A 20,707-nucleotide genomic window follows, 5' to 3' on the forward strand; every position below is an offset into this window, starting at 1 on the left:
GCTAGAGCGCCGGCGCAGGGCCGTCGGCAGGCTCGAGCGCCTTCTTCTCCTGCGCGTGCTTCTTCAGCCAGCCGCTGAGCTCTCGTTTCCCTTTGGCGTTGGCCTGGCGCCACGCCTCGCGCGCGGCCGCCACGAAGCGTTCTTCCGCCGCATCGGGCGGTGCTTCCGAAGGCGCAGTGTTGTCTTCGTCGAGCCAGCCGGCGGCCACGTCGCAGTGCCGTTCGATCTGCCGCGCGAGCTTGTCGCCGATGGGCCGCGCACTCTTGATCTGGCTCCACATGCTCGGAGAGATTTCGAGCTTGCGTGCGAACGCCTGATCGAGCCCCTTGGCGGGCAGGCCCGCCGCGACGGCGTCCTCGAGAAAGCGGCGATGCAGCACAAGCGCATTGCGGCGGCGCGCGACGGTGGTATGGGGCACTGTTCAAAAACAACAACAAGACAAGAAAAGATTGTCCCGGTTGTTGACGTCGCCGTAAACACTCTTTACAGTTGCCTCCAATTCACGGCAGCAGCCGTCCCTTTTTTCCAACCCCTTACAGCCGACAGCGGCAATTTTTGACCAGGAACCATCGTGAACACCGCACTGACCCTCACCAGCATTCGACCCGCCTCGGGCCGACCGCTCGTGCGCGTCGGGTTCTGCCATGGTTTCGACATGCCGTCGCCCCTGTCGTTGTCTTCGCACCTGAACACCGCGTACGCCGCCAAAGCCGCAGCCCGTCTGCGCGTGGGTGGTCAGTTCGAGGCTCATCAGGTGCCCCCGGGTGGAGGTCGCGCGTAGGCGCGCATCTCTCAAGCTCTCTCGCAAAGAGGCCCGGACACCGCAAGGTTCCGGGCCTTTTTGTTTTTGCCGCTTTCCATTTCGGGTGTGCCTTCACCCCACCGCCAGAAATTGCCGCGTCGACGGTCTGGCGGGATGTGCATGAGTTGATCACTCCTGTGCAGCGACGTTCGACGGGGCCGCGCCCAGCGCGCGGCCCGTCGCGTGAGGACACAACCGAAATGGAAGCGCGGCAGGCTTTCTTGGTTTTTCTTCCGTGTGTGGCGCAGCCTGGTAGCGCATCTGGTTTGGGACCAGAGGGTCGCAGGTTCAACTCCTGCCACACGGACCACACCCGAGCGGGACCGGGCCATGCCAACGCGTGGCCCGCCCGCGGAAACCGGCCGCAAAGATAGGGCGGCGCCGGAACCCGTCACCGGACATTTTTCAAGTCATTACTTTCTTTTTTCGTCACCCACCAAGGAGGCCCTCATGCGCAAGCGCAACTCACCGATCCGGATGATCGCCGTGCACCCGGCGCCGCTGCCGCGCAGGCACATGGTGTGGTCGCTGGCCCAGCGCTTCGGCGTGGGGCTCGGGCCGCGCTACGTGGCCGATCGCGCGTCGGCATTGCCGGGCGGCAGCGAGGCGCCACTCGACAGCCTCGACCTCGACCAGCGCGTGCGCGCGTCGGGCGAGTGGTAGCAGCTCAGCACTGCTCGTCTTCTGTTTCTTCAATGGTGCGTGTAGCTCAATGGCAGAGCCGCGGGTTGTGGTCCCGCTGACAACGGTTCGATTCCGTTCGTGCACCCCATCCGTTCACCACAAGCCATCGCCGCGAAGGGAGGCGATTCGTCATGCATTCACACGTCCTGCAACTCGATATTCAGGGCACGCCGCAAGCCTGGATCTCGCTGGAGCAGGCGGTGTTGCACTACGCCACGGGCAACGTGGCCTGGGAAGACGGCGCGCTGCCGCTGGCCACGCTGCGCGGCGGCTTCAACGTGGCGCGCGGTGTGCAGTCGCGCATCGACGTCGCGCCCATCATCGCGCTGCGCGGTGCGTCGAAGATCAACCTCTTCGACGTCGTGCCCGGCGTGACCAAGGCCAAGCTGCTGCGCCGCGACCGCCACACCTGCGCCTACTGCGCGCAGGTGTTCGCCGACCGCGACCTGCAGTGCGAACACGTCATGCCCGAGTCGCGCGGCGGCCCGTGGAGCTGGACCAACCTCGTCAGCGCCTGCGCCGTCTGCAACAACCGCAAGGCCGCGCGCACGCCCGAAGAAGCCGGCATGCCGCTGGTCTACCTGCCGTACGTGCCCAGCCGCTTCGAGAACTTTCTGCTCGAAGGCCGCAACATCCGAGCGGACGTGCACGAGTGGCTGGCCAGGCGCCTGCCACGCGGCTCGCGGCTGCAGTAGCGCGATGTGCACGTGCACGCGCACAAAGAGAAAAGCCCGCTTCCGTTGGATCAACGGACAGCGGGCTTTGCCTTGTGCGGCTCGCGGTGCGCGAGCGATGCGTGTGTGAATGAATGAAGGCGCGAGTGGCTTGTTGTGTTCAGCGCCCCGCGCCGAAGAAGCTGTAGGCCACTGCGGTGGCTGCTGCGAGCCCGCCGAGCAAGATGAAGAGCACCTTTGTCGTACGGCGAGGGCCGCGCCGTGAACGGACCCAATGTTCCGGCCCGATCAGATCGATCGGAACCGTGGGTTTGCCTATGTCGGATGCCTTTTCCATGCCAAGAAATATAGCGCAGGCGCCAAGGCAAGAAGTTACAACGGCTTTTTGGCCCCATCGCACCGTGGCCGCTTGCCGACACCAGACAGAAACGTGTGAAATATTCCTCATGAACCAACAAATCATTCTCGAGAGCCTGGTCCGCGCCCTGGAGAGCTGGGTCCGCAACGCCTCCGCGGCCGAGCTGTGGCGCGTGCACCGCGAGGGCGGCCTGGGCGCATCGATCCGCACCGAAGGCGAGAGCGTCGTGCACGTGCGCATCGCGCTCGACGGCCCGCCCGATGCGTTGTCGAGCATCGGCAAGACCGACGGCCGCCTGCCCATGACCGAAGCGTTCAGAGGCGCACACGGTGAAGCAGGGTGGGGCACCCCGCCACCGCAAGGCAGCGCCGAGCGCGAGCAGTGGTTTCTGTCGAGCGATGTGGCGCAAGAGCAGGCGCGGCAGTACCTGTTGGCGGAGGTGGTGGCGCGGCGGGATGCGTTGGTGCGGCGGGTGGAGGCGTGGGCTGCGGGTGCGGGTTGAGGTGGGCGAGCGGCTCGCAGCGCGATTGCCTTCGCGTGCGCGACTACAAGTCGACGCGAGTCCTCATTTGTTCACCGTGAGAGTCTTCCGCTGACGCGCTTCTCTCCCTACATTTGAACGACCGCCGCGCCTCACAGCGAGACATCGATGCACGCCGCAGCGATGTCGATGTGAGGCACAAAAGGCGACGGCCAGGGTGCGCTAACACCCTGACCGTCTGACCAAGTGACGTGCAAAACTTTGGAAAGAGCGCACACCAAATGGCTGATCAAATTATCGCCGGGCGAACCACGCCCGAATCCCACGATGCAACCCACCAGCCGGATGCGTCAGACATCCTCGAGAACAAGCTGACGCAATTGCGATCTCTGCTGAGTTGTTGCCATGGTGACTGCAGTGAATGGTTCGATGCGATTGGAGCGCAGCATCGAGACAACATCATGTGGATTGCCGCTGATCTTGTGGATGATGCGGAGCGGCTGTTCCAACAGCTGGCGACATGTCCGGAACAGTCAAACGCGTCAAATAGATAGGGCCAAGAGATGTTGCTGGCCAATATCAAAACGCCACTTCAAGATCCACTTGCTTGACGCAGCTTTGAGTCTTGGAGTGATTGCCGGCGCTCTGCCAAGCATCGTCATTCAGGACGACATCTGCCAACGCGGCTATCGGGAGGCATCGCCAGTTCGAAGGGGCACCGGCCGGTGCCAAACCCTTCTTGCTCTTTCCCGCATACTGGTAGAAGAGCGCTTGCTCCTGACCATCTCTGCCCAGGCCAATGGCATGAGGGGAGAGTTGGCGAAATAGCCCTTCGTACATTGCATTGATGTTGCGTTTGTCCAGGATGGCTTGGCGAATCAAGTTGTAGGTAGTGCTGGTCATGACGGCGTTCGATGATGAACTCAACACTCTAGGTGCCAACGCATCCGTTAAATCGAATGGTTTACCCTTGGAGAGCGTGAGCCGATGTCTCGTTGCCGCGCAATGCCTTGTCAAATCGATTTCATGACACTGGCATCGTATGAGGGCCCCGCTCTGCGCGATCAGATCGCGAGGTACGTACCGGTGGGTTGTGAATCAGACCAGCGTCAGGATCGTCTGAACCTCAGTGACACCGAGCGACGGCAAGCTTCCAACATTGATGCTGTATTTGATGCCAGAGACGCCAAGTGGCGGCGTGTAGTCATCGGGCAATCGAGGGAACTCTCCTGCGACCTCGAATACGTGGACATCACGGAAGGTGAATCGCAGCAACGAGCCGGTCTGCCGCAGACCCTCGTGCCACCCGAGCTGAGCCAGTCGTGCTTCAAACACATCGATGGCGCGCCCGTCATTTCCTAGTTTTTCCCGAATTTCATCCACGCGGTCCGCAAGCGTCTCGTCGCCCCCCAGGGTTCGCTCCAGGAGGACGCTAACGAGGAGTAAGCGTTTCCCGGGAGGTGCTCGAAGCTGATCAAGGCGCGAAATCTCATGCTTCGGCTCGGAGCGAGTTGTGGTTTTCACCTCGATGTGAAGCCCCTGGCCTACAAAGTCGTGGCGTTCGCTGTCGGGTCCGCTCCAGAGGTGGCAGATTCGAGATCCAACCGTCGGGAACAGGACATTTGTGAGCACCCAGAGTTCACCGAAAAGGCCGATCTGCTCACTTGCACCGAGATCCGGCGCAAGCGGACGCAAGGCTGCGCGCACATCGTCGATGATTCGATCGACTGACAGGGCTGGATCGCGACCCTCTGTGCGAATCGCATAGAGCACTTTGTTCGCGACCAGTGTGAGCAGCTCCTCGTGGTGACTACGGGCCGATACATCGAGCCAGGTTTGCTCACCCTCAACTACGCGGACCTGAATGCTCTGGAGGTCCGGCGGCAGGTTCTGGGGGGCAACGTCGACAGCGATCAGGAGATGCAGTCGTCCATCTTCCGTAATGCCGAGGAGGGCGTTCGTGAAATCATCGATGGCGAGCTCGTAGAGGGGCTCATGGCGGGAGCGCAGTTCGCGCAGCCTCGTCCAGCGCTCTGATGTGATTTCACTCATGAAGCAGCCCGCGATTCGCGACGAGTCGATGCTCGCCGTCAGTGGTTCGTGGGAATGACAGCGCCACGCCGAGCACTGCTTGTGTCGGCGCACGCAACGGCTCCGGGTCGAGCGGGTAAAGCAGCAGCAGCCCCTGAGAAGGAGGGCGATCCTCACGCATGGCTCGTGCACTGAATCCGGAGGTCACACGGTAGTTCTCTGGCCCTCCGTGCAAGCCTATGCCCTCATGACGCGGGTCAATAAGAATGCCGATTGATTCGTTCGCCTGTAACGAGCGATGCACAAGCCCGAAAGGCCGACCTCCCAAGAGCACTTGCCGATCACGCTGCGGATTGGCAATGAAAACGGTCCAGTTGACGAGCTCTCCCGCCACAGCGCGTTCCAGGATCCAGTCAGCTATCTCGGCGCCCTGAAACGCAATACTGCTCGGGTGCCCCTCGTACTGGCGCAGGAACAGTGCGACGTCTTCCGCAGGGACGTCGTGCGCGATTGCCCCACCGTGCGCATCCTGCGTTGGCGGGTGCTGACGCAGCAGACCCGACGCCAGCTCAAGGTTCCGCTCCAGTGCATCACCGTCGTGCAGAGGGAACAGGATGGTCTGGGGATTTTCTCCAGACCATGAGCGAGCGTCGTCCGTCAGCATCTTGCTCTTGGCCTTGCTCGTGAGAAGCAGCTTTGAGTGCGCGCGCATTCGGATCGCCATCTCGTCGGGTCGCCGTCCGGCCCTGTTCAACGCCGTGATCGAGTCCCGTAGAGACTCCTCGACAAGTGCGAGTTCGACGAACCATTGAGCGATACCGTCGGTCGTCCAGATTCGTATCAGGTCGTCGTAGCCAGTGCGGAAGCCGTACCAGCGAGCCATCTGAAGCAGTGCATCAGCGAGGGTGGTCGTGCGCAAGAAGTAGGCAACGGTGAGTCCTTCGAGCGTAAGCCCGCGCGACAGTCGGTTGCCGCCGACCGCGATGAGTTGGCGTCCGGGTTTTTCGTCGTATTCCAGCTCGCCACCCGTGGTGCTGTTCAGGACCACGACTTCCGCGCGGGCGAGATTGTTCACTGCTTCTTCGAGTACCGCTTCTTCGGTTGCTGGCAGCTCGACGGCGCCAAGGCTGGTCAGGGCGGACTTGATCATCCGCCGGAGCACGCCGGGTTCGGCTTCTTCGTGATGAAACCAAGTGCGGATCTGCTCCTCAATGGCCGAGCCAATACGTGCCTGATCCCGTTGAAGCTGGGACACATGCACGAGCATTGTGTGTGGCTTGCCCGTCTGACCTCGCAGCAGTCTGATCGCGCCAACGAGTGCGAATGTCAGTAGCGCGTCGGACAGCGACTGAGGTAGATCGAGCGGCCCTCGAGCCACAACGGCCTCGCTTTTCTTTCGCTGCTTTGGCTTCAGAGCTTTCACATCCGCGGCGTCTACGGGTCGCAGGACATCGCGCCCCTCGGCACTCACGCCGAACAGTTCTTCTGTGCCGGTGTAGCCGTCAGGACGCGGGAGCTGTACCACGAAGTCCTTGGGGAACAGGTCCTCACCAACCTTGCTGTCGCTTGCGTCGGGATCAATGAGGATGTTCGCGAAAGGCGTTGCGGTGTAGGCAATGTAGGTCGCTCGCGGGATCTTGTTCAGGATGTCCCGGATCAATGCATTGGTCAGAGAAGGCGCGGTATTTTCGTCGGGAGAAGTCTCCTCATCGACGCTCGGATCGCGACGATTTCCGCGTGTATTGATGGAAGCCTGATCGGCCTCGTCATCGATGAGCAGCACCGGAACTTCGTTGAGCCGGCCCTCCAGCTTGCCGAGCCATTGATTGATTCGCGTCAAGATCGGCGTGATCTTCTTTGCAACGATCAGTACGGTGCCGGTGGAGGCGAAGCCATCGGCAACGGGTGGTTCGTGGAAGTCGGTGGTTTCATCGGTGAGCGTGATCCAGTCGACGCCGACATCCACCAGCTCGCGGTTCAGTCGTCGCTGGGTTTGATTTCGCAGTGAATCGTGAATGCCCGACAGCACGATGATCAGCCGGTAGCCGACATCGGCCGCCCGCGCGGCGACGGCTGTAAAGTTCGCCGTCTTGCCGGACTGGACATATCCGACGACCAAACCGCGACACTGAAAGTTGGGGCGCCCTGCAGGTGTGGTCTTCGAGATGATGCGAAGTGATTCTTCGGCGACTGACGCGATCTGGTGGGGCTGCCACTTTGGCTGGGATAGCAGGAACGCTTCGTGTCGAGACCAGTTCGTCCAGGATGTCCCGTCGGTCCAGAGCTCGAGTCTGGGCTTCAGAGTCAAGCGCGGCGGTAACTTGCCAGCCATCAAGGTTTGTCCGTCAAGAGACCCGGTACGCCAGCGGCCTCAAGTACACGGAGGAATTCGGAAAGAGCCGCCTTGGCTTCAGCGTCTTTCTCAATGACCTGTACAAGCGCGACCAACGCAGGCACTTGCGGCGTGATCTCGACATGCTCACCGCCGAAGCCGAGTTTGCGTTCCCACGGTGTGGAGCCCGTGCTGACAAGGCGAAGTGCGACTTTGTCCTTTTTCGGGGGGGAGGGTGACGTGGTTCCGGCGACAGGCTGTCCATTTGAAGGAGAGAGAGCGTCCGAACTGCCGCCTCCAGGAGAGCTCGTCGTGGAAGAGCCGGATGCACCTTTCTTGCCGCCCGCGGTGGGTTGCTGGTCCGTAGACTTTATCTTCTTGTCATACCGGCTTCGAGCCGCTGCACGTGGGGCCTTCAGAAGTTCTTTAAGGTGGTCGGCGACGGCGAAAGGCAGACGAATGAGTTGCTTGCTGATATCCACCTGGAGCTGTTCTTCTGCCAGTCGGTCGAAGTCCACAGCGACGCGAAGCAACTTGGTGTGTTCGTCTTTGGCAAAGAGGTCCTCCCAGCCGCCCCACTTGATGAGGCGATTGAGACGGTAGAAATAGAAGCCTTGTGCATCATTTGCTCGCCCGTTCAGAGAGAGGCGGTCTCGTTCGACGCGCTGTTCCAAGGGGGGCATCAGCTTGATGTAGTCGTCAAACTCAGCTTCGTTCGGTGTGACGTGCGCACGAACAGAAAGTACCGGCACTTTGTCGAACTCCAGGGCTGGAAGCTCGATACGACGTTCTTCGAAGACTCTGGTCAACGGGTGACCCATCGGGTTGTTGGCTCTCAATGGTTCGCCGTTGAGTCGGATGATCACTTTCTCCCGGCCCGGCACCTTGCCCTCCAGGTAGCGGTGAAAAACCAGCTCCAGGTGTGCCTTGATTGCAGCCAGCTCCAAGGCGTATGGAGATTCTCCCTTGCCCTTGGTCGGTTCCATGGTGGGGCGCATCTGCGTGAGCAGGACTGCGGTACCTGATTCACCGATATCGACGACGCCAGCGTGCTCTGGGGTGACGGTGTTGCTCAACAATTCCCAGCGCCGTGTCTTCGCAAGGTGCTCCTTGTCCCAAGTGAGAGTGCCGGTCTTGTCTCCGGCAGCCTTTGATACCACCGTCAGGCGATCAGCCTGAGACCAAGCAGCGCCCTTGAGTCCATAGCCGAATTTGCCAAGGTCGGCGTCGTCGTATTCGCGTTGGTGCCCGATCTTCATCGCGTTGCGCAGGTCATCGGGTGTCATGCCTGTGCCGTCGTCGCGGATGCACATCCACCTGCCGCCATCGTTCGGATTCGGAAAGGTGATGTCGATCTCTTTGGCCTCATGGGAAAGGCTGTTGTCCACGAGGTCGGCGACAGCGCTGGGAAGGCTGTGCCCGGCGCGTGCCAGGATCTTGAACAGTCCGAGCGGGTCAGGTGCGACGTCGTCGTAGTCGTTGCTCTTGTCGGCCTTGGGTTGGGACGTCACGGGCACTGTTTCGGCCTCCTTGAAAAGTTGAGGGAAGTACTCCGCTAGCACTGCATGGCAGTACGCGCCTTCATCTCCGTACAACGCGATCATCGCGGACTGGCCGAGGCGGGCGCTTTCGCCGTGGTTCACGATGGCCGTGCGGGCCGGGTGATCCAGAGGGAGAGCCACCCATGATGCCTTTGCCGGTGTCATCGAAGCGTCCACGACCATCGCGAACAAGACGCCGGGATCGACGTAGTCGTAATAGGGCGAGATCGGGCAATCGCCTTCGAGTCGCCAGTTTCTGTGCTGCCGCTTGAGCCAGGACGGTACCTTGATGACTGTGTTCGCGTCTTCGAGGCGGTTGCAATCGATGGCAATGATGTCTGAGTCTTTTGCGGAGGGAAACACCTTGTCGACTACGTCCCAGTCGAAGTTGATCGCACGCTGCTTGCCGCGTTCCTTGCCCTGGCGACGGTACTCGTGAAACATGCCGAGTTCCGAGTGGGTAAGGAGTCGAAGAATCGTGAACTTCACTTCGTCCCTTCCGTGGTCTTGATCTGTGACTTTCGCAAGCCGAGCAGTGCTACGCGCATGTCAGGCGTTTCGGGGGCACCCAGGCACTCTCGCATTCCACGCGCGATGGCATAGGCGAACAGTGGAGGCACCGCATTGCCGATCTGCTTGAAGGCCGGGTTCATCGAGCCTTTGAAAATGAAGCCGTCCGGGAAGGATTGAAGTCGGGCAGCCTCTCGGACGGTGATCGTGCGGGCCTGTCCTGAGTCGAAGTGGATATGGGAGTACGAGTCCTTGCCAAGATGCGCCATCAGCGTGCGTACAGGCGTCTCGGCACGAAGTTTCCACCACTTGTTTGGAAACTTTGTCGGGTCGTAGGGAATGCGCCAGGACGTGACGAAGTGACTTACATCGGGGTCGCGGGGGTCGGTTGGTAGCCCGCGCCGCTTTCGACTGGCGAGCCATGTCGCGATCTTCTTCTCAACGTAGGCATGAACCTGCGGATACTCCCAACCAGGCTGAACCTCTGCAAAGATCTTGTAGTCCCGCGGCAGGTAGCGAAAAACGTGGCCGGTTGTGGCCTTGGTGGCAAAGCCCAGCCATTCCCGCATCAGCCGCGAGTAAGCCGTGCTCGGCTTGTTCGTGGTGTAGTCCACTGGCTCGGACGGGTCCTTCGCCCCGCGTCGGATGCGGCCGGTGCGAAGCATTTCCTCCGCGTAAAGAGGCGGCAGGTCGGCGAGAGCATCCGAGGCCGATGTCGCAGGGGGTGCGTCGGCTATCGGGTCGGCAATCCAGCGGTGATGTTCGGAGCCCTCAGCCTTCAGGACGCGTCGAGCAGCGTTCTTTGAGCTGATGTACCCGGACGGCAGCACCAAGTGGTGCGTGGGGGCTGGAAAGCGCGGCTTGATTCCCGTGGATCGATGAAAGCCCACAAGTATCATCCGCTCGCGCATCTGAGGGACGCCGTACCACACAGCATTAAGCAACGTGTAGGCGACGTCGTAGCCCTCTTCGGCAAGGCTCTTCGATACCAGTTCGGCCACGTTGTTGCCGCCGTGGTTGAGGATGTCCGGGACGTTTTCCATCAGCAGTGCTACCGGCTTTGTCGCCCGGATGAAGGCGACGTAGCGCTCCCAAAGGCTCACACGGCCGTCGACCAGGAAGGCTTGGTCAGCGGTAACTTCCTCGCGCAGGCGTGCTTGCTCACGGAGCTTGGCCCGACCCACGCGGGCGAAGGCTTGGCAGGGAGGACCGCCTACCAGCACGTCAATCTGGTTGTCTGTGGCGCCATCAAGCTCCAAGTCAGCAAAAACTGTTTCGGCAGTTTCAGTAACCGCATCGCGGGAGGTGTGGTGGGCGGCGCGATCTCCTCCAGTGGAGCGTGGGCCGAAGTTCGCACCGTGGGAACGTGCGGCCCAGGGATCGCTTTCTATGGAGGCAACCGGCGTAAAACCAGCCGTCAGAAAGCCGAGCGAAATGCCGCCGCACCCGGCGAACATGTCCATATAGCGGATGGATTCACCGCCCTGGATGCGGCGCAACTTGCCGCGAATCAGTTCGCTGTCGACGTCGGACACAAGAGGCGGGTTCGGAGGGCGTGGAGCCAGGTCGGAGCGGGATGCTCGGGGCTTTTCAGGCGTCTTGGAGGACTGCAGCGGCTGCAGAACATGGTGGATGGGCATCCGATCTCTCTCATCAGGAACTTGCTCCGGGACAGCCAGTTGGGGCCGGCCCTGACAAGGCTGCGTCAGGTTTATTCATATCGTGCGCTCCAGCCTGCATCGATGAACGCCTGGAACTGCGGGCGTCGCACTCCAGAATGGCAGTCAATCGATCGGGCCGAAGTTCTTCGCCGTTTCGTGACGGAGTGTAGTGAAGCTGGCAGCTCGTCAAAACTTGCGACTGCAGCTGCCTTGATCGTGCAATGGTCTGGAGCCTCGGAAGGAGTTGACTGGGATAGTGGTAGATGCTTTGGCTACGAAAGATGAGGTCGTGCAGATGAAATACGATATCCGCCAGAGCTTTTACTGGGGAATCCGATGGCTGCATATCGGGGACGACCTCTCCTTGGTCTGTGGGTTGGGCGAAGGTTGCGCCACCGAATAGATCCTCGTGAATGGACGGGAGCTCATGCCGGGCTTTTCGAGTGAAGCTCGGGTTCGTTGCCCGCCGCAACGCGATTGCCTGGCCCGCCCGGCTACTCCTGCTTTGCAGCACATGTGATGGACATCGTCTCCCCTGACAAGCGGTCCCGGATGATGGCCGGCATCAAAGGCAAGGACACGAAGCCGGAAATGGTGGTCCGCAAGCTGATTCACGGAATGGGCTTCCGTTTTCGCCTTCATCGGAGGGACCTGCCGGGATCGCCGGATCTCGTGTTTCCTCGCCTGCGAAAAGTGATCTTCGTGCACGGCTGTTTCTGGCACAGGCATCCGGGGTGTAGATTTGCCTACACGCCAAAGTCGAACGCAGAGTTCTGGCTGACGAAGCTGGAGGGAAACATGCGGCGCGATGCTGCGGTGCAGGACGCGCTGGCTGCCTTGGGCTGGGACGTCATGGTCGTTTGGGAGTGCGAGGCCGCCAACGTGGCTGAGCTCGCGAAGAAAATCCGGGTCTTTCTTTCAGCGGAATCGTTGCCATAAAGCAGGGACTCTCTTGGTCACCGTAAGCCGATAGATAGATCGCGAACTCCGGATAGTCTGTGGCCGGCGAGACCGCTATGCCATTGAGATGTGCAGGCGCGGAATTGGGGATGGGCTGGAAAGGGTGGGCTGACTGATGCAAGTCTTGCGCAAACACTCCGCCCCGAATTGAGCGGCGCCATTGGCTATACAGCGAGCGAAACGGAAAAAGCCCGCTATCTTTTGAATAGCGGGCTTTTAATTTGGTGCCGGAGAGATGAATCGAACACCCGACCTTCTCATTACGAATGAGCTGCTCTACCGACTGAGCTACACCGGCGAAGCCTCAGATTATAGCCAAGAAATCAAGGCTTCTCGGCGTGGTACTGCGTCAAACGCTCGACTTCGTGACGCGAACCCAACATCACGCTCACGCGCTCGTGCAGTTTGGTGGGCTTCAGGTCGAGGATGCGCTGCTTGCCGTTGGTGGCGGCGCCGCCGGCCTGCTCGACGAGCCAGCTCATGGGGTTGGCCTCGTACATCAGACGCAGCTTGCCGGCCTTTTCGGGCTCGCGCTTGTCCCACGGGTACATGAACACGCCGCCGCGCATCAGGATGCGGTGCACGTCGGCCACCATGCTGGCAATCCAGCGCATGTTGAAGTCCTTGCCGCGCGGGCCTTCCTTGCCGGCCAGGCATTCGTCGATGTAGCGCTTCACGGGCTCGTCCCAGTGGCGCATGTTGCTCATGTTGATGGCAAATTCCTTGGTGTCGGCCGGAATCTGGATGTCTTCCTGCGTGAGCACGAAGCTGCCTTGTTCGCGGTCGAGCGTGAACATGGCCACGCCGTTGCCCACGGTGAGCACCAGGGTGGTCTGCGGGCCGTAGATGCAGTAGCCGGCGGCCACCTGCTGGGTGCCGGGCTGCAGAAAGTCGGCTTCCTGCACGCCGGGGGTGTCGTCGGGCTTCTTCAGCACGCTGAAGATGGTGCCGATGCTCACGTTGACGTCGATGTTGCTGCTGCCGTCGAGCGGATCGAACATGAGCAGGTATTCGCCTTGCGGGTAGCGGTTGGGCACCACGTGGATGGTTTCCATCTCCTCGCTGGCCATGGCCGCGAGGTGGCCGCCCCATTCGTTGGCTTCAATGAGCACTTCGTTGGCGATGATGTCCAGCTTCTTCTGGATTTCGCCCTGCACGTTCTCGCTCTCGGCGGTGCCGAGCACGCCACCCAGCGCGCCCTTGTTGACGGCCTGGCTGATGCTCTTGCAGGCGCGGGCGACCACTTCGAGCAACAGGCGCAGCTGGCCGGGAATGAGGCCGTCGGCGCGTTGCTGCTCGACGAGGTAGCGGGTGAAGGAGATTTTTTGCTGTGCCATGGGATCTGTCCTATCCAAATGAGAGGGTCTGTTCGTGGAACACCGCGGAACCGGCTTTGCCGGGCCGCTGGTGTTGCCCCCGGTGAGGGGGTTGGAGAAGCGACACGAAGTGCGCGAAGCCTGGGGGAGAGCTCAATTACCGGCGAGGGCGCGGGTGACGACTTCGTGGGTGTCCTTGCTCAGGTCGGGCTTGGCGGCCACGCGGGCAATCGCTTCGCGTGCGGCGCTGCGGTAGGGCTCGGCCAGCTTGCTCCAGCGGTCGAGCGCGCGCGCCAGGCGGGCGGCCACCTGGGGGTTGATGGCGTCGAGTTCGATCACGCGGTCGCTCCAGAACACGTAGCCGGCCGCGTCCGCGCGGTGGAAGGCGCCGGGGTTGCCGCTGCAGTAGCTGAAGATCACGCTGCGCGCGCGGTTGGGGTTCTTCAGCGAGAAGTCGGGGTGCTTCATGAGCTGCTTGACCAGCGGCAGGATGTCGCCGCCGCGGTCGCTGGCGCCGGCCTGCAGCGAGAACCACTTGTCGATGACCAGCGCCTCGTCCTTGAACATGGCGTGGAAGCGCGCAAGCGCCTGCGCCGCCAGGGTGTGGCCCGACGACACGAGGGCGTTGAGCGCGTTGAAGCGGTCGGTCATGTTGCCCGCGTCCTTGAAGCGCTGCAGGGTCTTGCCGGGCCACACGGTGTCGCCCGAGGCGCGCGCCGCCAGGCACAGGAAGTTGAGCGCCATGCCGGCCAGCGCGCGGCGGCCCGACGAGGTCGGGTCGGGCGTGTAGGCGCCGGTGTCCTTGTTGTCTTCGTAGGCCTGTTCCCAGTCGGCGAAGAGGGCGGTGGCGAGCTGGGCGCGCATGGCTTCGCGCACGAGGTGCACGCGCTGCGGATCGACCACGTCGAGCTGCTCGGCAATGTAGGTTTCCGACGGCAGCGTGAGCACCAGTTCCTTGAAGGCGGCGTCGAGCTGCGGGTGGCGCAGCACGCCGCGCATGGCGTCGAGGTAGGCGTCGTTCAGCACCGGCGTGGTGTCGGTGGCGTGCGCCGCAATGGCTTGCAGCGCGGCGCGCAGGCCCAGGCGCTGGCCGGCTTCCCAGCGGTTGAACGGATCGGGGTCGTTGGCCAGCAGGGTGAGCAGCTGGGCGTCGGTGTACGCAAAGTCGAGGATCACCGGCGCGCTGAAGCCGCGCAAGATGGACGGCACGGGCTCGGCGTCCAGGCCCACGAAGGTGATCTGCTCGCCGGCGCGCGACAGCACGATGGTGCGGGTGCCGCGTGCCACGTCGCTTTCGCCCTCGAGCTGCATGGGCAGCTCGCGGCCGGTGGCGGCGTCGAGCAGGCCGATGTTCAGCGGAATGACGAAGGGTTCCTTGGTCTGCTGGCCCGGCGTGGGCGGGCAGCTTTGCACCACGCTCAGGGTGTAGCTGCGGTTCTGCGCGTCGTACACGCCGTGCGCGGCCAGGCGGGGCGTGCCGGCCTGGCTGTACCAGCGCTTGAACTGGGGCAGCAGGCGGGCCAACTCGGAATCCGGGTTGGCGTCGGCAATGGCCTGGGCGAAGTCGTCGCAGGTCACGGCCTGGCCGTCGTGGCGCTCGAAGTACAGGGTGATGCCCTTTTCGAAGCCCTTGCGGCCGACCAGCGTCTGCATCATGCGAACGACCTCGGCACCCTTTTCGTAGATGGTGACGGTGTAGAAGTTGCTGATCTCGATGTAGCTGTCGGGCCGCACCGGGTGGGCCATGGGGCCGGCGTCTTCGGGGAATTGCGCGGTGCGCAGCACGCGCACGTCTTCGATGCGCTTGACGGCGCGGGCCGAGGCGTCGGCGCACAGGTCCTGGCTGAACTCCTGGTCGCGGAAGACGGTGAGGCCTTCTTTCAGCGACAGCTGGAACCAGTCGCGGCAGGTCACGCGGTCGCCGCTCCAGTTGTGGAAGTACTCGTGGCCGACCACGCTTTCGATGTTGCTGTAGTCGGCGTCGGTGGCGGTGGCCTGGTTGGCCAGAACGTACTTCGTGTTGAAGATGTTCAGGCCCTTGTTCTCCATGGCGCCCATGTTGAAGTCGCTGGTGGCCACGATCATGAAGCGGTCCAGGTCGAGCGGCAGGCCGAAGCGGGCTTCGTCCCACAGCACGGAGTTGACCAGCGAGTTCATGGCGTGCTCGGTCTTGTCGAGGTCGCCGGCGCGCACGTACACCTGCAGCAGATGTTCCTTGCCGCTGCGCGCTTTGATGCGCTGCTCGCGCGCCACGAGCTTGCCCGCCACCAGGGCGAACAGGTAGCTGGGCTTCTTGAAGGGGTCGACCCACTTGGCGAAGTGGCGGCCCTCGGGCAGTTCGCCCTGGTCGACGAGGTTGCCGTTCGACAGCAGCACCGGGTAGGCGGCCTTGCTGGCGCGCAGCGTGACGGTGTACATCGCCATCACGTCGGGACGGTCGAGGAAGTAGGTGATGCGGCGAAAGCCCTCGGCCTCGCACTGCGTGAAGAAGGTGTCTTCGCTCACGAACAGGCCCATCAGCTTGGTGTTCTTGATGGGGCAGCAGGTGGTGAAGAGTTCGAGCTCGAACGCGTCGGGCAAACCGTCGATGACGAGCTGGTCGCCTTCCATGCGGAACGAGGCGCCCTGGCCGTTCACGAGCACGCGCGCCAGGTTGAGCTCGTCGCCGTCCAGGCGCAGCGGCTGGGCCGGCACCTCGGGGTTGCGGCGCAGCTGCATGCGGTTGAGCACGCGGGTCTTGGCGGGGTCGAGGTCGAAGGTCAGGTCGACGGTGTCGATCCAGAACGCCGGCGCGGCATAGTCTTCGCGGCGGATGGCAATGGGTTGCCCTTGGGCGTCACGCTGAAGCAGCATCGAGGGTCTCCAGAAAATTCGAATGGGCCAGTTCGTTGTAGTCGCGAACGGCGGCGATCACGTGGGGGCCGGCCAGCTCGGCGGCGGTATGGGTGCTGCACACGGCCACGGCGCGCATGCCGCCGCGGCGGGCCGCTTCGATGCCGAAGGGCGCGTCTTCGAAGACGATGCAGCGCTCGGGCGCCACGCCGATGCGGCGCGCGGCTTCCAGGAAGATCGCGGGCGTGGGCTTGCCCGAAAAGCCTTCGTCGCCGCCGACGATGGCCAGCGGCAGCGGGTCCATCTTCAGGCGCGACATGGCGAACGCGATGTTGTGCCTGTCGCCGGCCGTGCCCACCGCCACCTTCAGGCCGCGTGCCACCGCGGCCTTGGCGAAGGCGGTGAAGCCCGCCACTTCGGTGAAGTTGTCGTGGAAGAGCTCGCGGTAGATCTCTTCCTTCTCGTGCACCAGGCCCAAGCACTCGGCATCGGAGAGCTCGCGCTCGAACAGCTCGCGCATGCTCTCGGTGCCGGTGCGGCCCGTGGTGCGCGCGAGGATCTCGCTCACGTCGAGCTGCACGCCATGGCGCTGCGCGAAGGTCACCCACGAGCGCGCATGCCAGGGCATGGAGTCGATCATGGTGCCGTCCATGTCGAAGATCAGGGCTTCGACCCTGCCGGTGTTCAGGCTCATCGGTCAGACGCCTTGCTTGAGCGAGGCTTCGATGAACACGTCGAGGTCGCCGTCGAGCACCTTCTGCGTGGCCGAGACTTCGACGTTGGTGCGCAGGTCCTTGATGCGGCTGTTGTCCAGCACGTAGCTGCGGATCTGGTGGCCCCAGCCCACGTCGGTCTTGCTGTCCTCGAGCTTTTGCTGCTCTTCCTGGCGCTTGCGCATCTCGTGGTCGTACAGGCGCGAGCGCAGGCGCTTCCACGCCACGTCGCGGTTGCTGTGCTGGCTGCGGCCGTCCTGGCACTGCACGACGATGCCGGTCGGGATGTGCGTCAGGCGCACGGCCGAGTCGGTCTTGTTGATGTGCTGGCCGCCGGCGCCCGAGGCGCGGAAGGTGTCGGTGCGCACGTCCGAAGGGTTGATCTCGATCTCGATCGAGTCGTCGATCTCGGGGTACACGAAGATCGAGGCGAAGCTGGTGTGGCGGCCGCCCGACGAGTCGAACGGCGACTTGCGCACCAAGCGGTGCACGCCGGTCTCGGTGCGCAGCAGGCCGAAGGCGTAGTCGCCCTCGACCTTGATGGTCGCGCCCTTGATGCCGGCGGTGTCGCCGGGCGTTTCGTCTTCGATCTGCGTCTTGAAGCCCTTGCGCTCGGCGTACTTCAGGTACTGGCGCAGCAGCATGCTGGCCCAGTCGCAGGCCTCGGTGCCACCGGCGCCGGCCTGGATGTCGACGAAGGCGTTCAGCGGGTCGGCCGGGTTGTTGAACATCCGGCGGAATTCGAGCTGCTTGATGTCGGCTTCGAGCGTGGCGGCGTCATCGGCAATGGCCTGCAGGCCATCGAGGTCGCCGTCTTCCTTCGACATCTCGAAGAGCTCGGTGTTGTCCGACAGCCCGTTGGTGAGCCGGTCGAGCGTGACGACCACGTCGTCGAGCGACTTCTTCTCCTTGCCCAGTTCCTGGGCCTTCTTGGGGTCGTTCCAGACGTTCGGGTCTTCGAGCGATGCGTTGACTGTCCTCAGTCGTTCAGCTTTGGCATCGTAGTCAAAGATACCTCCGTAAATCGACCGTACGGACGCTCAGGTCCGCGAGCATTGCGCCGATTTGGTTGATCTGTTCTGCGTCCATGGGGTGTCCTGACTGTGTGAGGTTGGTGTTCGGGGGAACCCGTCATTTTCTCACGGTCCGCCAACCCGCCAGGCAGCGCCCCTGTATTGCGCCTTCCCTCTCGGGGGGAAGGCGCGGGCACCGGAATCAGAACGCCGGAATCAACGACCCCTTGAACTGCGTCTCGATGAAGCTGCGCACCTCCGGCGACTGGTAGGCCGCCACGAGGCGCTTGGCCCAGGGCTTGTCCTTGTCGGCGCGGCGCACGGCGATCAGGTTGGCGTAGGGGCTCTGGGCCGATTCCTTGATGACGGCGTCCTTGCCGAAGGACAAGCCGGCCTTCTCGGCGTAGTCGTTGTTGATGGCCGAAATGGCCAGGTCGTCGAGCGAGCGCGGCAGTTGGGCGGCGTCCAGCGACACCAGCTTGAGCTTCTTGGGGTTGGTCACGACGTCCAGCGGCGTGGCGTTGTTGTTCTTCACGGCCTCGGGCTTGAGGGTGATGAGCTTGGCCTGTTGCAAGAGCAGCAGGGCGCGGTTGCCGTTCGAGGGGTCGTTCTGGATGCCGACCGAGGCGCCGTCAGCCAGCTGGTCGATCGACTTGATCTTGCGCGAGTAGAAGCCCAGCGGCGCGGTGATGGTCAGGCCCACGGGCACGAGGTCGAAGCCGCGCGCCTTGATCTGGTTGTCCAGGAAGGGCTGGTGCTGGAAGGCGTTGGCGTCCAGGTCGCCGGCGGCCAGCGCCGCGTTGGGCAGCTGGTAGTCGTTGAACACCACGACCTGGACGGTCAGGCCGTCCTTGGCGGCCACCTTCTTGACCACTTCGAACACCTGCTCGGCGCTGCCGACGGAAATGCCGACCTTGACGGTGTTCTTGTTGTCCTGCGCGAAGGCAGCACTGCCAGCGAAAAGGGCGGTGGCGAGGGTGGCGAGCACGAGGCCGCGGCGGCGGAAAGTGGAATGCATGGTGGCGCGAAATCGAAGAAATGAAGGCGCCGAATGTGGCATTGCCGCCGCAGATCGGGAACGAACCAATCCTCATATCGATATGGCGTCCACTCGCTCCATGCGGTCTTTCTTATTTGATTTTTCATATAAGCACGAGCCGATTTGTTCGTTCCCTTTCGGCTTGTTTCTTTTCATACTCGGCACCTTTTTGCGAACCTGCGCGGTCGCGCCTGTGCGGCCCGCGCCTTCTTTCATGACCTTCCCTTCGCCTGATGCGGCACGCGGCAACGCGGCGCCGGTCATCCGTCTTCAATCGGTGCAGAAGTCGTTTGCCTTGCCCAGCGGCGAGGTGTTCGACGCCGTGCAATCGCTCTCGCTCGAGATCCAGCAGGGCGACGTGTTCGGCCTCATCGGCAAGAGCGGCGCCGGCAAGTCGACGCTGCTGCGCCTCATCAACCTGCTCGAGCGCCCCGATGCGGGCCAGGTGTTCGTCGGCGGGCGCGACCTCACGACGCTGTCGCGCCGCGAGCTGCGCGACACGCGCCAGAACATCGGCATGATCTTCCAGCAGTTCAACCTGCTGCAGAACGCCACCGTGTTCGACAACGTGGCCTTCCCGCTGAAGATCCATGGCCGCCACTCCAAGGCCGAGATCAACGAGCGGGTGCGCGAGTGCCTCGATCTCGTCGGCCTGGCCGAAAAGATCGACACCTACCCGGCTCAGCTCTCGGGCGGCCAGAAGCAGCGCGTGGCCATCGCCCGCGCGCTGGCGCCGCGCCCGCAGGTGCTGCTGTGCGACGAGCCCACTTCGGCGCTCGACACCGAAACCACCCGCGCGCTGCTCGAAACGCTGCGCGACATCAACCAGAAGATCGGCGTGACCATCGTGATCGTCACGCACGAGCTCTCGGTGGTCGAGGTGCTGTGCCGCAACGTGGCCATCCTCGAAAAGGGCCGCCTCATCGAGCAGTTCGCCGTCGATGCGCCGAGCGAGGAACGCAAGACCGCGCTGGGCCGCGAGATCGACGAACTGGTGCGTCGCCGCGAACGCGAGGCGCGCGAACCCGTGGCGCCGCGCGTGGCGACCGCACAGCGCAACGCGCAGGAGCTGGCCTATGTTTGAGAACATCACCCCCATCCTTCCCGAGCTGTGGACGGCCACGGGCCAGACCTTCTTGATGCTGGCCATCGGCCTGTCGGCGGCGGTGCTCATCGGCGGCCCGCTGGGCATCCTGCTGTTTCTGCTCGGCCCGGGCCAGTCGCTCGAGAACAAGCCGGCGTTCCACATCCTCAACTGGATCGTGAACACGGTGCGTTCCTTCCCGTTCATCATCCTGCTGGTGGCGCTGGTGCCGTTCACGCGGATCATCGCGGGCACCTCCATCGGCCCGCTGGCGGCCGCGGTGCCGCTGTCGTTCGCGGCCATTCCGTACTTTGCGCGGCTGGTCGACCAGTGCCTGCGCGAGGTGCCGCGCGGCGTGATCGAGGCGGCGCACGCCATGGGCGCGTCGGAGTTGCAGATCGTCTGGCGCGTGCTGGTGGTCGAGGCGCGCTCGGGCCTGGTGCTCGCGCTCACCGTGCTGGCCGTGAGCTTCCTGTCGTACTCGGCGATTGCCGGTGTGGTGGGTGGCGGCGGCATCGGCGACCTGGCGATCCGCTACGGCTACTACCGCTTCCAGACCGACGTGATGGTGCTCACCGTGGCGCTGCTCGTGGTGCTGGTGCAGATCCTGCAGTTCGTGGGCAACACCACGGCGCGCCGACTCGACAAGCGTTGATTTCCCTTTCTTCTTTTTCCT

At 63.0% G+C, this 20,707-nt stretch carries 21 protein-coding genes and 3 tRNA genes; 9 read left to right on the plus strand and 15 right to left on the minus strand.

The window, feature by feature from the left end:
* Position 1: 1 nt before the first annotated feature.
* Positions 2-418 carry a hypothetical protein gene (locus VHAB30_RS02670; RefSeq protein ID WP_159275718.1) on the minus strand — a complete coding sequence of 139 codons (417 nt, stop codon included), beginning with the start codon at positions 416-418 and terminating at the stop codon, positions 2-4.
* Positions 419-421: 3 nt separating this feature from the next.
* Positions 422-751 carry a hypothetical protein gene (locus tag VHAB30_RS02675; protein ID WP_159275719.1) on the minus strand — a complete coding sequence of 110 codons (330 nt, stop codon included), beginning with the start codon at positions 749-751 and terminating at the stop codon, positions 422-424.
* 284 nt (positions 752-1,035) lie between these two features.
* On the opposite strand from VHAB30_RS02675, the gene VHAB30_RS02680 reads away from it, so the two are divergent.
* From VHAB30_RS02680 to VHAB30_RS02695, 4 genes are all read left to right on the plus strand, one after another.
* Positions 1,036-1,112 (plus strand) — tRNA-Pro (locus VHAB30_RS02680).
* A 140-nt stretch (positions 1,113-1,252) separates the two neighbouring features.
* Positions 1,253-1,465 carry a short-chain dehydrogenase gene (locus VHAB30_RS02685; RefSeq protein ID WP_159275720.1) on the plus strand — a complete coding sequence of 71 codons (213 nt, stop codon included), beginning with the start codon at positions 1,253-1,255 and terminating at the stop codon, positions 1,463-1,465.
* 35 nt (positions 1,466-1,500) lie between these two features.
* A tRNA-His gene (locus VHAB30_RS02690) sits at positions 1,501-1,574 on the plus strand.
* Positions 1,575-1,617: 43 nt separating this feature from the next.
* On the plus strand, positions 1,618-2,181 hold the full coding sequence (locus tag VHAB30_RS02695) for an HNH endonuclease (RefSeq protein WP_159275721.1): 564 nt from the start codon (positions 1,618-1,620) through the stop codon (positions 2,179-2,181).
* A 139-nt stretch (positions 2,182-2,320) separates the two neighbouring features.
* Here VHAB30_RS02695 and VHAB30_RS02700 read toward each other — a convergent pair whose 3' ends face one another.
* The gene (locus VHAB30_RS02700; protein WP_157627325.1) at positions 2,321-2,497 is read right to left on the minus strand and encodes a hypothetical protein; all 177 of its coding nucleotides are present in this window, start codon (positions 2,495-2,497) and stop codon (positions 2,321-2,323) included.
* Between the two features lie 109 nt (positions 2,498-2,606).
* On the opposite strand from VHAB30_RS02700, the gene VHAB30_RS02705 reads away from it, so the two are divergent.
* Together VHAB30_RS02705 and VHAB30_RS02710 are read left to right on the plus strand one after the other, a co-directional pair.
* Positions 2,607-3,020 carry a hypothetical protein gene (locus VHAB30_RS02705; RefSeq protein WP_159275722.1) on the plus strand — a complete coding sequence of 138 codons (414 nt, stop codon included), beginning with the start codon at positions 2,607-2,609 and terminating at the stop codon, positions 3,018-3,020.
* A 260-nt stretch (positions 3,021-3,280) separates the two neighbouring features.
* Positions 3,281-3,553: a hypothetical protein gene (locus VHAB30_RS02710; RefSeq protein WP_159275723.1), complete on the plus strand. Its 273-nt coding sequence runs from the start codon at positions 3,281-3,283 to the stop codon at positions 3,551-3,553.
* Between the two features lie 25 nt (positions 3,554-3,578).
* Here the strand turns inward: VHAB30_RS02710 and VHAB30_RS02715 are convergent, their stop codons facing one another.
* The 5 genes from VHAB30_RS02715 to VHAB30_RS02735 form a co-directional block, all read right to left on the minus strand.
* On the minus strand, positions 3,579-3,902 hold the full coding sequence (locus VHAB30_RS02715; protein WP_159275724.1) for a hypothetical protein: 324 nt from the start codon (positions 3,900-3,902) through the stop codon (positions 3,579-3,581).
* 195 nt (positions 3,903-4,097) lie between these two features.
* Positions 4,098-5,051, minus strand: a complete 954-nt coding sequence (locus tag VHAB30_RS02720; protein ID WP_159275725.1) for a PD-(D/E)XK motif protein — start codon at positions 5,049-5,051, stop codon at positions 4,098-4,100.
* On the minus strand, positions 5,044-7,362 hold the full coding sequence (locus VHAB30_RS02725) for a Z1 domain-containing protein (protein WP_159278256.1): 2,319 nt from the start codon (positions 7,360-7,362) through the stop codon (positions 5,044-5,046). The genes VHAB30_RS02720 and VHAB30_RS02725 overlap by 8 nt, the downstream gene beginning before the upstream one ends.
* On the minus strand, positions 7,362-9,392 hold the full coding sequence (locus VHAB30_RS02730) for an ATP-binding protein (RefSeq protein ID WP_216850686.1): 2,031 nt from the start codon (positions 9,390-9,392) through the stop codon (positions 7,362-7,364). Before VHAB30_RS02730 ends, VHAB30_RS02725 begins: the two co-directional genes overlap by 1 nt.
* Positions 9,389-10,948 carry a DNA cytosine methyltransferase gene (locus tag VHAB30_RS02735; RefSeq protein ID WP_216850687.1) on the minus strand — a complete coding sequence of 520 codons (1,560 nt, stop codon included), beginning with the start codon at positions 10,946-10,948 and terminating at the stop codon, positions 9,389-9,391. Before VHAB30_RS02735 ends, VHAB30_RS02730 begins: the two co-directional genes overlap by 4 nt.
* Positions 10,949-11,593: 645 nt before the next feature.
* On the opposite strand from VHAB30_RS02735, the gene VHAB30_RS02740 reads away from it, so the two are divergent.
* Positions 11,594-12,013: a very short patch repair endonuclease gene (locus VHAB30_RS02740; protein ID WP_159275727.1), complete on the plus strand. Its 420-nt coding sequence runs from the start codon at positions 11,594-11,596 to the stop codon at positions 12,011-12,013.
* A gap of 243 nt (positions 12,014-12,256) precedes the next feature.
* On the opposite strand, the gene VHAB30_RS02745 is transcribed toward VHAB30_RS02740, so the two are convergent.
* The 7 genes from VHAB30_RS02745 to VHAB30_RS02775 form a co-directional block, all read right to left on the minus strand.
* Positions 12,257-12,332, minus strand: a tRNA-Thr gene (locus tag VHAB30_RS02745).
* A 25-nt stretch (positions 12,333-12,357) separates the two neighbouring features.
* Positions 12,358-13,371, minus strand: a complete 1,014-nt coding sequence (locus tag VHAB30_RS02750) for a class 1 fructose-bisphosphatase (RefSeq protein WP_056571748.1) — start codon at positions 13,369-13,371, stop codon at positions 12,358-12,360.
* Positions 13,372-13,503: 132 nt separating this feature from the next.
* The gene (gene pepN / locus VHAB30_RS02755; protein ID WP_095950520.1) at positions 13,504-16,203 is read right to left on the minus strand and encodes an aminopeptidase N; all 2,700 of its coding nucleotides are present in this window, start codon (positions 16,201-16,203) and stop codon (positions 13,504-13,506) included.
* Complete coding sequence (locus VHAB30_RS02760; RefSeq protein WP_159275728.1) at positions 16,187-16,876, minus strand: HAD family hydrolase; 690 nt, start codon at positions 16,874-16,876, stop codon at positions 16,187-16,189. The genes pepN and VHAB30_RS02760 overlap by 17 nt, the downstream gene beginning before the upstream one ends.
* Before the next feature lie 3 nt (positions 16,877-16,879).
* A protein-coding gene (gene prfB / locus VHAB30_RS02765; protein ID WP_095950518.1) for a peptide chain release factor 2 occupies positions 16,880-17,984 on the minus strand; the annotation gives its coding sequence in 2 pieces (ribosomal slippage) (positions 16,880-17,902 and positions 17,904-17,984; 1,104 coding nt in all).
* Positions 17,985-18,110: 126 nt separating this feature from the next.
* Positions 18,111-18,926, minus strand: coding sequence for a MetQ/NlpA family ABC transporter substrate-binding protein (locus VHAB30_RS02770; RefSeq protein ID WP_159275729.1), 816 nt, complete (start codon positions 18,924-18,926; stop codon positions 18,111-18,113).
* A 72-nt stretch (positions 18,927-18,998) separates the two neighbouring features.
* The gene (locus tag VHAB30_RS02775) at positions 18,999-19,163 is read right to left on the minus strand and encodes a hypothetical protein (RefSeq protein ID WP_159275730.1); all 165 of its coding nucleotides are present in this window, start codon (positions 19,161-19,163) and stop codon (positions 18,999-19,001) included.
* Here VHAB30_RS02775 and VHAB30_RS02780 point away from each other — a divergent pair.
* Together VHAB30_RS02780 and VHAB30_RS02785 are read left to right on the plus strand one after the other, a co-directional pair.
* Entirely contained in the window at positions 19,162-20,031 is an 870-nt protein-coding gene (locus VHAB30_RS02780) for a methionine ABC transporter ATP-binding protein (RefSeq protein WP_062473317.1), read from the plus strand. The two genes, VHAB30_RS02775 and VHAB30_RS02780, sit on opposite strands and share 2 nt — an antisense overlap.
* A complete protein-coding gene (locus VHAB30_RS02785) occupies positions 20,024-20,686 on the plus strand; it encodes a methionine ABC transporter permease (protein ID WP_056571730.1) in 663 nt (220 codons plus the stop codon). Before VHAB30_RS02780 ends, VHAB30_RS02785 begins: the two co-directional genes overlap by 8 nt.
* The last annotated feature ends 21 nt before the right edge of the window (positions 20,687-20,707 follow it).

It is taken from the genome of Variovorax boronicumulans (assembly GCF_009811375.1).
GTDB classification, from domain to species: Bacteria; Pseudomonadota; Gammaproteobacteria; order Burkholderiales; family Burkholderiaceae_C; genus Variovorax; species Variovorax boronicumulans.